The sequence below is a fragment of the Vibrio cholerae genome, from assembly GCF_008369605.1.
Taxonomy (GTDB): Bacteria; Pseudomonadota; Gammaproteobacteria; order Enterobacterales; family Vibrionaceae; genus Vibrio; species Vibrio cholerae.
Window position 1 is genome coordinate 2,908,747 of the sequence record NZ_CP043554.1, and the last position, 12,953, is coordinate 2,921,699.

At 50.0% G+C, this 12,953-nt stretch carries 12 protein-coding genes and 1 riboswitch; of the genes, 5 read left to right on the forward strand and 7 right to left on the reverse strand.

Annotation, left to right across the window (positions count from 1 at the left end; all coding sequences use genetic code 11):
• Window positions 1–243: 243 nt before the first annotated feature.
• Both F0316_RS13610 and F0316_RS13620 read left to right on the forward strand, forming a co-directional pair.
• Window positions 244–666, forward strand: a complete 423-nt coding sequence (locus F0316_RS13610) for a hypothetical protein (protein ID WP_000934723.1) — start codon at window positions 244–246, stop codon at window positions 664–666.
• A gap of 401 nt (window positions 667–1,067) precedes the next feature.
• Complete coding sequence (locus tag F0316_RS13620; RefSeq protein WP_001261062.1) at window positions 1,068–1,505, forward strand: Hsp20 family protein; 438 nt, start codon at window positions 1,068–1,070, stop codon at window positions 1,503–1,505.
• A gap of 86 nt (window positions 1,506–1,591) precedes the next feature.
• On the opposite strand, the gene F0316_RS13625 is transcribed toward F0316_RS13620, so the two are convergent.
• The 3 genes from F0316_RS13625 to glyQ all read right to left on the reverse strand — a co-directional run bounded on the left by F0316_RS13625 (window position 1,592) and on the right by glyQ (window position 6,180).
• On the reverse strand, window positions 1,592–2,848 hold the full coding sequence (locus F0316_RS13625; RefSeq protein ID WP_149560552.1) for a valine--pyruvate transaminase: 1,257 nt from the start codon (window positions 2,846–2,848) through the stop codon (window positions 1,592–1,594).
• 318 nt (window positions 2,849–3,166) lie between these two features.
• Entirely contained in the window at window positions 3,167–5,248 is a 2,082-nt protein-coding gene (glyS, locus tag F0316_RS13635) for a glycine--tRNA ligase subunit beta (protein WP_149560554.1), read from the reverse strand.
• Between the two features lie 14 nt (window positions 5,249–5,262).
• A complete protein-coding gene (gene glyQ, locus F0316_RS13640) occupies window positions 5,263–6,180 on the reverse strand; it encodes a glycine--tRNA ligase subunit alpha (RefSeq protein ID WP_001174901.1) in 918 nt (305 codons plus the stop codon).
• 213 nt (window positions 6,181–6,393) lie between these two features.
• A riboswitch (yybP-ykoY riboswitch) is annotated at window positions 6,394–6,504 on the forward strand.
• A gap of 91 nt (window positions 6,505–6,595) precedes the next feature.
• Here glyQ and F0316_RS13645 point away from each other — a divergent pair.
• A complete protein-coding gene (locus F0316_RS13645) occupies window positions 6,596–7,150 on the forward strand; it encodes a TMEM165/GDT1 family protein (RefSeq protein ID WP_000114372.1) in 555 nt (184 codons plus the stop codon).
• 105 nt (window positions 7,151–7,255) lie between these two features.
• Window positions 7,256–7,513, forward strand: coding sequence for a hypothetical protein (locus F0316_RS13650; RefSeq protein WP_000958001.1), 258 nt, complete (start codon window positions 7,256–7,258; stop codon window positions 7,511–7,513).
• A gap of 86 nt (window positions 7,514–7,599) precedes the next feature.
• On the opposite strand, the gene tusA is transcribed toward F0316_RS13650, so the two are convergent.
• Window positions 7,600–7,848, reverse strand: a complete 249-nt coding sequence (gene tusA, locus F0316_RS13660) for a sulfurtransferase TusA (protein WP_000143763.1) — start codon at window positions 7,846–7,848, stop codon at window positions 7,600–7,602.
• Between the two features lie 135 nt (window positions 7,849–7,983).
• On the opposite strand from tusA, the gene F0316_RS13665 reads away from it, so the two are divergent.
• A complete protein-coding gene (locus tag F0316_RS13665) occupies window positions 7,984–8,169 on the forward strand; it encodes a hypothetical protein (protein ID WP_000958278.1) in 186 nt (61 codons plus the stop codon).
• Window positions 8,170–8,340: 171 nt separating this feature from the next.
• On the opposite strand, the gene acuI is transcribed toward F0316_RS13665, so the two are convergent.
• The 3 genes from acuI to ilvD all read right to left on the reverse strand — a co-directional run bounded on the left by acuI (window position 8,341) and on the right by ilvD (window position 12,946).
• Entirely contained in the window at window positions 8,341–9,321 is a 981-nt protein-coding gene (gene acuI / locus F0316_RS13670; RefSeq protein WP_000481249.1) for an acrylyl-CoA reductase (NADPH), read from the reverse strand.
• 247 nt (window positions 9,322–9,568) lie between these two features.
• Window positions 9,569–11,101 (reverse strand): threonine ammonia-lyase, biosynthetic, encoded by a 1,533-nt coding sequence (gene ilvA / locus F0316_RS13675; RefSeq protein ID WP_000524713.1) that lies wholly within the window; start codon window positions 11,099–11,101, stop codon window positions 9,569–9,571.
• Window positions 11,102–11,104: 3 nt separating this feature from the next.
• Window positions 11,105–12,946: a dihydroxy-acid dehydratase gene (gene ilvD, locus F0316_RS13680; protein WP_001127457.1), complete on the reverse strand. Its 1,842-nt coding sequence runs from the start codon at window positions 12,944–12,946 to the stop codon at window positions 11,105–11,107.
• Window positions 12,947–12,953 lie beyond the last annotated feature (7 nt).

A 12,953-nucleotide genomic window follows, 5' to 3' on the forward strand; every position in this document is an offset into this window, starting at 1 on the left:
GTTAACTAAGACTTTTCTATCCTGAAAACGGCTTTATTAGACTTTCCTTTTTTCTCTAAATTTCATGAGGTTGCATTCATTTTTTTAGTGTCTATAGTGGTTTGTGAACCCTATTGTTATCCCTCACTTTTTGACTGGAGGTCAGGATGGTCGCCTTTGTGAATTGAACCGGGAGTGTATTTCACTCCCGGGCATACTCATCGATTTGTCACTGTTGGTAATGGAATGAGCAAAGGAAGTATCATGCTGAACCGGTTATCTTTGAATATTCGGCGTTTTCTCGCCGGTTGGTGGCTACGTAGCCGCTTTTTGACCTATCAATCTCCGCTGTTGCTGCTCGAATTGTTCGAGAAGCTGGAGCATCCTCGCTCGCCCATTGAACGAGCGCCACAGCGCATTAAGCTTGGGGATACGGTGAGCCTTGTTGATGCTCATCGTCAGTTGTCGTTTCAAGTCACTCTGACCACGTCTGAAAATCAGCACGAAGTGCAGGGTGGCGTGACGTGCGATTCCCTACTTGGTGCCGCTTTACTTGGCCGTCGTCAGCATGAAGTGTTTACCTTGTCGATTTGGGGGCAACCCCATTGCTTTGCCATTACTCACGTTCAGCACTCAATGCAGGGTAAGCCAACCAAGCTTTGCCATGCTTGTTATGTCAGTAATTAGGAGTTTGTCATGAGTAAACAAGAGATGAAAAAACCACAACTCAGCCTCAAAGAGAAGCGCAAGCTGAAGCAAGAAAAAGCGCAAGAGAGCTCAGTGATTAAGCCACGCAAAAGCAAAGGCCGTTAATTAAGGATAAAGTGCATTATCCAAATGACTAGCCCGACTCAATGTCGGGCTTTTTTTCAAAAAAATTTTTGGGCAAAAACTTGAAATGGTTTTGAGTGACCCTATATCTAAGCGTGAAGAGGATGCCGCTAGGACCTCTGAATGAGACTAACACCCTTGCTCAATTGAGGAGTGTGTTACCTAACTGAAATCACGCCGATTCAGGTCATAAGAATGGATCGAGCGACTTAACAAGTCATTGTTAAGACTATTGCTTAATCAAAGAGGATAGGAATATGAGAACTGTAGATTTTACTCCACTGTACCGCAACGCGATTGGCTTTGACCGTCTACTGAACATGATGGAAAACAGCGCGGCGAAAAACGCCCAAGGCGGATACCCTCCATACAATATCGAGCAAAAAGAAGACAACCAATATCGCATTACCATGGCGGTAGCGGGTTTTGGCGATGAAGAGATCGATATTACTCAACAAGAGAATACTTTGATTGTGCGCGGTGAGCGTAAACCTGAAGAGAGCAAAAACTACATCTATCAGGGCATTGCCGAGCGCGATTTTGAACGTAAATTCCAATTAGCGGATTACGTGAAAGTGACTGGCGCGACTATGGAACATGGTCTGCTGCACATTGATTTAGAGCGCGAAATTCCAGAAGCGATGCAGCCACGCAAAATTGCGATTAACGGCAAGCACCTACTGGAAAACAAATAACTCTGCGCAGCGTTTAACGCACTGAACGCGAGATAAAACGAAGCCCGCGAATTTCGCGGGCTTTTTGCATTGCTTAGTTTGGGTGTTTAGAGATTGGCTTGTTGATACGCTTTTTGTACTTCTTCGGCGATGATGGCAATGCCTTGTTCCATCGCTTGCTCGTTCTGCACATAGTTCATACGCAAGCACTCATGAGCGTGTGGCCATTCTTGCGGCTGGCCGATAAAGAAATATTCGCCCGGTACAATCAACACCCCACGCGCTTTCAAACGTTGGTAAAGCTCCATTGTGGTGATCGGCAGTTCATCAAACCACAGCCAGAGGAAGATCGCCCCTTCGGGTTTATGAATGCGAAAACGCGGATCAGTAATCGCACTTTGCAGCAGCTCTACCGCATGTTGCGCTTTTTGGCGATAAAACGGCTTGATCACCTGCTCGCTAAGTCTCAGCAGATCGCCTTTTTCTATCATGCGTTGCACCAGTGCGGGTCCCATACTGCCGGGTGCTAAGCTAATGATGCCATTCATGTTGGTCAGCGCTTGAGTCACCGCTTCATTGGCGATCACAATGCCGCAGCGCAGACCGGGCAAGCCCAGTTTGGATAGGCTCATGCACAAGATGGTGTTGTCATTCCAAAACGGTTCAACATCTTCAAAAATGATATTCGGAAATGGCACGCCGTAAGCATTGTCGATAATTAACGGCACGCCGTTATCACGCGCCAATTGGTCGAGTTTGTGGATTTCCTCTTCGGTTAACACATTACCGGTTGGGTTGGTGGGGCGAGACACACAGATCGCGGCCACCGACTCATCGACTTTCAGCTCAGAAAAGTCCACATGGTATTTGAAGAGCCCTTGGTCGAGCAGTTCAATCTCCGGACGGTAGGAGACAAAAATACCGTCATCAATGCCTGCATCACCGTAGCCAATGTATTCTGGCGCGAGGGGTAGGAGAATTTTTTTGTGTGAACCATCGGGCTGTTTACCGGCAAACAAGTTAAACAGGTAGAAAAAGCCACTCTGGCTGCCGTTGGTTAAAGTGATGTTTTTTTCGCTGATATTCCAGCCATACGTCTCACGCAGCAGCATCGCGAGAGATTTTACAAACACATCTTTGCCTTGTGGACCATCGTAATTGGTCATGGCATTGAGTAGTGAACCATCGGCCAGCATTTCGGCGCTGGTCTTGTGGAAATAATCGAGCATGGCAGGAATGGCGGCAGGATTACCTCCACCAAGCATGATCGCGCCTGGAGTGCGCAGACCATCGTTCAAATCATCCATTAACTGGGTAATACCGGAGTAGCGATTAAACTTTTCGCCAAAAGAGGAATACTGCATTGCTCGACTACCTAATGATTGCTGTGTGTTTGCGAAACGATATACCGGTGGAATCTCCGCCGTTTAGAATAGTTCTTGAACATACCGCAATGTATTTGCGAGGCAAAGCAATATTTTTGTGTCCCCTTCCTACTTGAAGCTGCAGCGGTGTTGGCTGCGTTCGTTCACCCCAATCACATAGTTTATCTATGCTCATGGGGATGAACTCACTTGCCGCCTACCTGCAACTCCAAGTCGTTTGGGGAGTGCGAGCAAAAACAAAGCCCAACTCAAAAGAGCTGGGCTTAAAGTTTGTTGACGAAATTATCGTGCTGCAGATTATTTTTGCAGCAGCGAAATGTCGGCAATTTGCAGGAACAGGTTACGCAGTTTGTTGAGCAGCGTGAGACGGTTCTTCTTCAGTGCTTCATCGTCAGCCATCACCATCACGTTGTCGAAGAAGGCATCGACAGGCGCGCGCAGGCCAGCCAGTTTGCTCAGCGCTTCTTGGTAGTTACCGGTTGCAAACGCAGGTTCTAACGCTTCTGCCATGATTTCGACGGCTTCGGCTAAGGCTTTTTCCGCATCTTCTTGCAGCAGAGCGAGATCGATTTCTTCACCCAATTTGCCATCGTACTTAGCCAGAATGTTACCTACACGCTTGTTGGCAGCGGCCAGTGCTTCGGCTTCTTCAAGAGCGCGGAAATGCGATACCGCTTTCACTCGCTGATCAAAGTCAGCGGGTTTGGTCGGGTTACGCGCTAGTACCGCTTGGATGATGTCGATGCTAAAGCCCGCATCTTGGTACCAGGTTGGGAAACGGCCAAGCATAAACTCGATCACTTCCTGCTCAACGTTGGCATTCGTCAGGCGGTTACCAAACAGGGATTTGGCTTTGGCGATCAAATCCACCAGATCTAACTGGTAGCCGTACTCAACCAGAATACGCAGTACACCCAGTGAAGCACGACGTAGCGCAAAGGGGTCACTGCCTTTCGGCGCTTGGCCAATACCAAAGATACCGACGATAGTATCGAGTTTGTCAGCCATCGCGACCGCAGCAGAAACCCCACGGCTTGGCAGTTCATCACCTGCGAAACGTGGCATGTACTGCTCGTTCAGCGCAACCGCCACTTCTTCTGCTTCACCATCGTGACGCGCATAGTGCATACCCATCACGCCTTGGGTGTCGGTAAATTCAAACACCATCGAGGTCATGAGATCACATTTTGCCAGTAGGCCTGCACGCTTAGATTTCTCTACGTCAGCACCGATCTGCTCTGCGATGTAGCCTGCCAGTTCAGTAATGCGGTCGGTTTTGTCTTTAATCGTGCCGAGTTGCTGTTGGAAAATCGCGTTTTCTAGCAGAGGTAAGCGATCCACCAATGGGCGCTTGCGGTCTGTATTAAAGAAGAACTCTGCATCTGCCAGACGTGGACGAACTACCTTCTCGTTACCTTCCACAATGTGGCGAGGCTCTTTCGATTCGATGTTCGAAACGAAGATGAAGTTAGGCAGCAGTTTTTTGTTCGCGTCGCCCATTTTATGAGAATAAACGGGGAAGTATTTTTGGTCACCTTTCATGGTGTATACCAAAGCTTCTGCCGGAACTTTGAGGAATTTTTCTTCAAATTTCGCCGTCATCACCACTGGCCATTCCACCAGCGAGGTCACTTCTTCTACCAGCGCATCTTCCAGATCCGCGATACCGCCGAGCTGTTGAGCCGCTTGTTGTGAGCCTTCGATGATCATCGCTTTACGAGTCGCGTAGTCAGCGATGACTTTACCGCGTTCTTCAAGGATCGCAGGGTACTGCTCAGCCGATTCGATGGTGAACTCAGGTTCGCCCATAAAGCGATGACCACGTACGATGCGGTCAGATTTCACGCCTAGGATTTCGCCTTGGATCAGTTCGCTACCAAACAGGATAGTCAGTGTTTTCACTGGGCGGATAAATTGGGTTTCTTTATCGCCCCAACGCATCGGTTTCGCAATCGGCAGGTTAGCCAGCGCTTTAGCAGCCATCTCCACGACCACAGAAGCGGTTTGTTGGCCTTGCACTTGTTCTTTGAACAGCAGCCATTCGCCTTTGTCTGTGACGAGACGTTCTGCTTGCTCTACCGTGATGCCATTGCCACGCGCCCAGCCTTCAGCGGCTTTGGTTGGCTTGCCATCGGCATCAAACGCAACGTTGACGGCAGGACCACGTTTTTCAACGACGCGATCCGGTTGGCTTTCTGCCAAATTGGCCACTTTCAGTGCCAAACGGCGTGGCGTGGCAAACCAAGTTACGCCTTCATGGGCGATGTCAGCTGTTGCCAGTTCTGCCGCAAAATTCGCCGCAAAGGCTTCAGCCAGTGTGCGCAGTTGCTTTGGTGGCAGCTCTTCTGTGCCTAGCTCAATTAAAAATTCTTTTGCCATGTGACGTCTTCCCCTTACTTCTGTTCTGACTTCTTACACATAGGGAAGCCCAGAGCTTCACGGGATGCGTAATAAGCTTCGGCGACCGATTTGGTTAGGTTGCGAATGCGCAGAATGTAGCGCTGACGCTCAGTCACTGAGATCGCTTTGCGTGCATCGAGCAAGTTGAAGGCGTGTGCCGCTTTCAAAATACGCTCGTAGGCTGGCAGAGGCAGTGGCTTTTCAAGCTCTAGCAGATATTTACACTCTTTTTCGCACTGGTCGAAGTAAGTGAAGAGGAAATCCACATCCGCGTGTTCAAAGTTGTAAGTGGATTGTTCAACTTCGTTTTGGTGGAAGATGTCACCGTAAGTGACTTTGCCGAGTGGGCCATCGGTCCAGACCAGATCGTAAACCGAATCCACGCCCTGAATGTACATTGCCAGACGCTCAATACCGTAAGTGATTTCGCCGGTCACAGGCTTACACTCAAGACCGCCAACTTGCTGGAAGTAAGTGAACTGAGTCACTTCCATGCCGTTTAGCCACACTTCCCAACCAAGACCCCAAGCACCTAAGGTTGGGTTTTCCCAGTTGTCTTCCACAAAGCGGATGTCATGCACACAAGGGTCAACGCCCAGTACGCGCAGTGAACCTAGGTACAGCTCTTGAATGTTGTCTGGTGAGGGTTTGATGATCACCTGGAACTGGTAGTAGTGCTGCAGACGGTTTGGGTTTTCACCGTAGCGGCCGTCAGTTGGGCGGCGTGAGGGTTGAACGTACGCGGTTGCGATAGGTTCAGGGCCTAATGCTCGTAAGCAAGTCATCGGGTGAGAAGTACCTGCACCCACTTCCATGTCGAGAGGTTGCACAATAGTACAGCCTTGTTGGGCCCAATAATCCTGCAGCGCGAGGATCATACCCTGAAAGGTTTTGATGTCGTATTTTTGCATAGTCAGGTTCGCGCGATTCTTCTGTCTGAATTGATAAAAAATAACACTGAAGTATACCCAGATATTCCCTGACAAAGTAGCGGAAATCTTGCTGAATTAATCGACAATAATTTCTTTTACGCTCATTTTTCCCGACTTTTGTGCCAATTTCTCTCTGAGTCATGGAAAAGTGGGTAACGAGGGTTGCGATTCTGGATTCCGGTGGTTAGAATTCGCTCCGTCTTTGGGGAGTAGCTGGTCGCTAAGTTTTCAACTTGGTGATTCACACATCAACATATTTGGTACTCAATTACCATGGTGTGTGAGACCTGAGCCTTCAGGTTTAGCAAGACCTTAGACAAACAACGCGAACTGGGATAGGGCGTGATTGTTTGTCTACGGTTCGATAATAAATCCCTGTCCCACAGAGCATGTCATGAGCGTTTTAGCTATTTCGATTACTACTGTGGCTTTAGCCGAGATCGGGGATAAAACCCAACTGTTATCCTTGTTACTCGCCAGCCGTTACCGTAAACCCATTCCGATTATTGCCGCCATTTTTCTTGCGACGTTAGCCAATCATGCACTGGCCGCTTGGTTAGGTGTGGTGGTGGCGGATTATCTTTCTCCCGACATTTTAAAATGGGTGTTGGTGGTCAGTTTCCTTGCGATGGCGGGTTGGGTTCTCATCCCAGATAAATTGGATGGAGAAGAGTCTATCTCTACTCGCGGTCCTTTTGTGGCAAGTTTTATTGCCTTCTTTATGGCTGAAATTGGCGATAAAACCCAAATTGCCACCTCGATTTTAGGGGCGCAGTATGCCGATGCCCTCAGTTGGGTGATTGTTGGGACGACCTTAGGTATGTTGCTTGCGAATGTTCCAGTGGTGCTGATTGGTAAATTGTCCGCCGACAAAATGCCGCTGGGTTTGATCCGTAAAGTAACGGCAGGGTTATTCTTGCTAATGGCACTGGCTACGGCGTTTTTTTGAGTCGTAACGCGCGGATTTCGACTGTGCAGCGTGACCTATCACCCATCCTGATGTGGATTATCATGCTAGGGTATGAGCAGGGTTCAAGAGTAAGAGGACACCATTATGCTGACTCGTTACATGGGGATGACACCAAAAAGCCAGAGTTACTTATTCAGTTTTGGCTTAGTGTTAACGTTACTCGGTATGTCGTTGACCGATTTATGGATGCCAATGGTGGTGGGTGCGATTGTGATGACGGCGTTAGCGGTCGAATCTTGGATTCGCGTTGCCCATATTATTCCGCTGCACGATGAAGTGCGAGCGCTGCAAAAACAACTCAACAGGTTGCAGGCAGAGCTGCGTAACCTCGAAGAAGAGTAAATCAGATTGCTATCAAAAAAGACTGCCTCGGCAGTCTTTTTTATTGTTATCCCTAAACCACCGCTTTTAGCGGTAGTGATGGTTTGTTAGGCCAACCCTTTTTTAATCAGGTACTGATAAGGCAGTTGGTCGATCTGCGCACCGAGTAATTGGTGATCCATAAAGCGGCAAAAACTCGGAATATCACGCGTGGTGGAGGGGTCATCGGCCGTAACCAATAACACTTCGCCGTCTAGCATCGTACGAATGGTTTTCCTGACCATCATCACTGGCTCTGGGCAGCGTAATCCTTCTGCTTCTAAAGTATGCGTGGCAATGTTCGGATTGAAAGTCATGCTAAAACCTGTTGGGTGTCACAATTAAGGCGTAGATGATACTGGTGGAGAAAAATTATTCAATAATCGCTTGGCAAAAGGATCATTTTGTTATAACTTCTTTAACAAGTTAGTAACAAGTTAAGCGAGGGAATGATGTTAACCACACTCGATAGACTGACCATCTATGCCGTTTTGTGTTTTATTTCCTTGTGTGCTTTGGGCTTGGGAGAGACCACACAAGCTCAATTGATGCCAGTGTTAGGTACCGCTGCCTCCATCTTTGGTATTTGGCTAGAGATGCGTAGCGAACAAGACACCACTCAGCAACCACATCGTTAACCAACGTGACTGACTACGCTCAATTACATTCCGACACTATCCCCATTTTTCTTGGGCTTCCCCGCTGAAAGGCGGGATTTTTTTGCCTGCTATTTATAACCAGATAAGGTTCACAATGAGAAACCCGCCAACAGTGCGGGTTTCTTTCCATTCGAATCAATACGTTTTGGCTTAGAGTTTAACGACCACGCGGCCTGTCACTTGGCCATTAGTAATCGCTTCGGCGTATTCTGGCACTTGTGACAAGCTGATTTCGTGGCACGCTTGAGCGTAGTAGCTTGCAGGCAACAACTCCGCCAGCTTCTTCCATGCAGCAAGGCGTTTCTCGACAGGGCAAGAGACGGAGTCAACGCCCTGTAAACGTACATTGCGCAGGATAAATGGCATGACTGTGGTCGGCAGATCAAAACCACCTGCCAGACCACAAGCGGCAACGACCCCGTTATAGTGCATTTGTGCCAGCACTTTTGCTAACACTTTACTGCCTACGGTATCGACCGCACCAACCCAGAGCTGTTTTTCGAGCGGTCTGGAGGCTTCACTAAATTCTTGGCGATCGATAACGCGCGAGGCACCGAGTTGTTCTAAAAGAGGGCCATTCTGTGCTACGCGTCCTGTCACCGCCACGACCTTATAGCCAAGCTGAGCAAGTAAAGTGACGGCGACAGAGCCGACACCGCCACTGGCTCCGGTGACTAAGATTTCGCCATCTTCCGGTTTGATGCCACCGTCAATCAGCGCTTGTACACACAACATGGCGGTAAAGCCTGCAGTACCAATCATCATGGCTTGCTGGCTGGTTAAGCCTTGTGGCAATTTCACCAACCAATCGGCATTTAATCGCGCTTTTTGCGCCATGCCCCCCCAATGATTTTCACCCACACCCCATCCGGTCAGAACCACGGCATCACCGACTTGATAACGCGCATCGGCTGATTCCAAGACTGTGCCTGCAAAATCAATCCCCGGAACCATAGGAAATTCACGGATAATTTTGCCTTTGCCAGTAATGGCGAGGCCATCTTTGTAATTGAGTGAAGAGTAGTTGACCGCTACCGTCACATTGCCTGCGGGCAGCTGATCATCGTTAATTTGAGTGACCGTCGCGTGAGTGATTTTGTCTTGTTGAGTAAGCAGCAACGCGTTGAACATATGGGATTTCCCTCTGTTATGCCTTTTCTACCTGAATGGACAAGTAGTCGGGTATGGATGGTAAAGCCAAGCGAAAGCGAGGAGTATGCCAGCCTATCTATAGAGCGGACTGGATATAGAACAAGTTTTAGCAAGAATTGTTCAGGAATGAAATGGTTGATTTTTCAACACTTGACCTTGGCCACTTCGCTCGATGCTGATGGCTCGCCGGTAAAGAGAAAGAGCCCCACATAAGGTGGGGCGAAGATTATTTAGCTAGGAAGAAACGATACGCAGGGTTATCGGTTTCATCTTTATAGCGATAACCGAGTTCAACCAAATGCTCTGAAAAGCGCACTAGGTCTGGTGTATCCAGTTCAAAACCACACAGCACGCGGCCGTAGTCTGCGCCGTGGTTGCGGTAGTTGAACAAGCTGATGTTCCAGTGGGTGCCGAGCATGCTCAAGAATTTGAGCAGTGCGCCGGGGTATTCAGGAAACTCAAAGCTGTACAAACGCTCGGTCAGTGGTTTGGAAGGGCGACCACCAATCATGTAGCGAATGTGTAGCTTGGCCATTTCATCATCCGAGAGATCTTGCACCGGATAGCCGGATTGGCGCAGCTCGTGAATGATCGATTTCAGCTCATCTGGGCCGCCGACTAAACGCACACCGACAAAAATATTGGCCAGTTGATCATCACTGTAACGGTAGTTAAATTCGGTGACGGCGCGGTTACCAATAATTTGGCAGAAGTCGAAAAACGCCCCTTTGCGCTCTGGAATGGTCACCGCCAGTAAGCCTTCGCGTTTTTCACCCAGTTCGCAGCGCTCCGACACATAACGCAAACCGTGGAAGTTGGTGTTGGCGCCAGAAAGTACCGTACCCAACTGTTTGCCTTTGAGCTGCTGCTGTTCGGCAAATTTCTTTAGTCCCGCCAGCGCCAATGCGCCAGAAGGTTCAGCGATGGCGCGCGTATCTTCAAAAATGTCTTTCACCGCCGCGCAGATTTCATCACTGGACACCGTCACGTGGCCGTCAATGTATTGCTGGCAAAGGCGAAAGGTTTCATCGCCAATTCGTTTTACTGCCACACCATCAGCAAACATGCTGACTTGATCCAGCACCACAGGTTTACCCGCATCTAAGGCTGCTTTGAGGCAGGCTGAGTCTTCCGGTTCAACCGCGATGACTTGGATCTCCGGCATCAACTGTTTGACCAGAACCGCCACTCCCGCCGCTAAACCGCCGCCACCGACCGGCACAAAAATGTAATCCAAATGACCGTTTTGCTGCAGCATTTCCATGCCAATCGTGCCTTGACCGGCAATCACCAAAGGGTGATCGAACGGAGGTACAAAGGTGTAGCCTTGCTCTTTGGATAAACGTTCGGCTTCGGCTTTGGCTTCATCGAAATTGCTGCCATGCAGCAGTACTTCGCCGCCAAATCCGCGTACCGCTTCAACTTTAATGTCTGGCGTGGTGCGTGGCATGACGATGGTGGTTTTGATGCCAAGTTTCGTTCCTGACAGCGCCATACCTTGGGCATGATTACCTGCGGAAGCGGCAATTACGCCCGCGGCTTTTTGTGCTTCGGTTAGGTGCGACACCATGTTGTAAGCGCCGCGCAGTTTAAACGAGTGTACTGGCTGGCGATCTTCACGTTTGATCTGCACTTGGTTACCAATCCGCGCCGAAAGACGCGGCATGGTTTGCAATGGCGTGACGTTCGCTACCTCATACACCGGAGAGCGCAAGATCTGGCGCAGATACTCTGCGCCAGTTTGATTGGTTAACCCCATGGCTTAGCCCTCAAGTTTGGACTTATCGCGCACTGCACCTTTGTCGGCGCTGGTTGCCATGCTGGCATAAGCTTTCAGCGCCAAAGAAACGGTACGCTGGCGATCCACTGGTTTCCAGCCGAGTTTATCTTGTTCAGCGCGGCGAGCTGCTAGCTCAGATTCGCTGACTTCGAGCGTGATCGAACGGTTGGGAATATCAATCGCGATGCTATCGCCACTGCGTACCAAGCCGATCGTACCGCCATTCGCCGCTTCCGGAGAGGCGTGACCAATCGACAAGCCGGACGTACCACCGGAGAAGCGGCCATCGGTCAGTAGCGCGCACTGTTTACCCAGTCCCATCGATTTGAGGTAGGTGGTTGGGTAGAGCATCTCTTGCATGCCCGGACCGCCTTTTGGCCCTTCATAACGAATAACCACGACGTCACCGGCTTTGACTTGGCCGCCAAGAATGCCGTTGACCGCGTCTTCCTGACTTTCATACACCACAGCAGGACCACGGAATTTGAGGATACTTTCATCCACGCCAGCAGTTTTTACGATGCAGCCGTCAATCGCCAAGTTGCCTTTGAGTACGGCAAGGCCACCATCTTGACTGAATGCGTGCGCTTTATCGCGAATACACCCCTCTTGGCGATCGTCATCGAGCGTATCCCAACGGCAATCTTGTGAGAAAGCTTGAGTGGTGCGAATGCCAGCAGGGCCTGCGCGGAACATAGTATGTACCGCTGGATCTTGGGTTTGTTTCACGTCGTATTGCGCCAGCTGCTCTTGCAGCGAGATGCCTAGTACGGTGCGGGTTTGATCCTTGAGTAGACCTGCACGTTGTAGCTCACCCAAAATGCCCATTACACCGCCCGCGCGGTGTACATCTTCCATATGGTATTTCTGAGTGGAAGGCGCGACTTTACATAAGTGTGGCACTTGGCGAGACATGCGATCGATATCGGTCATATCAAATTCCACTTCGCCTTCCTGCGCAGCGGCCAACAGGTGTAACACCGTGTTGGTGGAGCCGCCCATCGCAATATCCAGCGCAATGGCGTTTTCAAACGCTGCTTTGTTGGCAATGTTGCGTGGCAAAACTGAGGCATCATCTTGCTCGTAGTAACGTTTAGTCAGCTCAACAATCCGTTGCCCAGCAGTCAAAAACAGCTGTTTGCGATCGGCATGCGTGGCGAGCAGTGAGCCGTTACCCGGCTGAGAGAGACCCAGCGCTTCGGTCAAGCAGTTCATTGAGTTGGCGGTAAACATCCCCGAGCAAGAGCCACAAGTAGGACAGGCCGAGCGTTCAATCTGCTCACTTTGGGCATCCGATACTTTGGGGTCAGCGCCTTGCATCATGGCATCGACCAAGTCGAGCTTGATGATTTGGTCAGAAAGCTTGGTTTTTCCCGCTTCCATCGGGCCGCCAGAGACGAAAATCGCCGGAATATTAAGGCGCATCGCCGCCATCAGCATTCCTGGAGTGATTTTGTCACAGTTGGAGATACACACCATGGCATCGGCGCAGTGCGCATTGACCATGTATTCGACGGAATCGGCGATCAGTTCACGCGATGGCAGCGAGTAGAGCATGCCGCCGTGGCCCATGGCGATGCCGTCATCGACCGCAATGGTGTTGAATTCTTTGGCAATGCCGCCCGCGGCTTCAATTTCGCGTGCGACCAGTTGGCCGAGATCTTTTAAATGCACATGGCCGGGAACAAATTGGGTGAAGGAGTTGACCACCGCAATGATCGGTTTACCAAAATCTTCCTCTTTGACGCCGGTGGCGCGCCATAATGCGCGCGCACCCGCCATGTTACGTCCGTGTGTGGTGGTGGCGGAACGGTACTTAGGCATGGAAACT

Coding starts and splice junctions, on each gene's coding strand:
- F0316_RS13610 (WP_000934723.1), top strand. CDS start 244: ATGCTGAACCGGTTATCTTTGAATATTCGGCGTTTTCTCGCCGGTTGG.
- F0316_RS13620 (WP_001261062.1), top strand. CDS start 1,068: ATGAGAACTGTAGATTTTACTCCACTGTACCGCAACGCGATTGGCTTT.
- F0316_RS13625 (WP_149560552.1), bottom strand. CDS start 2,848: ATGCAGTATTCCTCTTTTGGCGAAAAGTTTAATCGCTACTCCGGTATT.
- glyS (WP_149560554.1), bottom strand. CDS start 5,248: ATGGCAAAAGAATTTTTAATTGAGCTAGGCACAGAAGAGCTGCCACCA.
- glyQ (WP_001174901.1), bottom strand. CDS start 6,180: ATGCAAAAATACGACATCAAAACCTTTCAGGGTATGATCCTCGCGCTG.
- F0316_RS13645 (WP_000114372.1), top strand. CDS start 6,596: ATGAGCGTTTTAGCTATTTCGATTACTACTGTGGCTTTAGCCGAGATC.
- F0316_RS13650 (WP_000958001.1), top strand. CDS start 7,256: ATGCTGACTCGTTACATGGGGATGACACCAAAAAGCCAGAGTTACTTA.
- tusA (WP_000143763.1), bottom strand. CDS start 7,848: ATGACTTTCAATCCGAACATTGCCACGCATACTTTAGAAGCAGAAGGA.
- F0316_RS13665 (WP_000958278.1), top strand. CDS start 7,984: ATGTTAACCACACTCGATAGACTGACCATCTATGCCGTTTTGTGTTTT.
- acuI (WP_000481249.1), bottom strand. CDS start 9,321: ATGTTCAACGCGTTGCTGCTTACTCAACAAGACAAAATCACTCACGCG.
- ilvA (WP_000524713.1), bottom strand. CDS start 11,101: ATGGGGTTAACCAATCAAACTGGCGCAGAGTATCTGCGCCAGATCTTG.
- ilvD (WP_001127457.1), bottom strand. CDS start 12,946: ATGCCTAAGTACCGTTCCGCCACCACCACACACGGACGTAACATGGCG.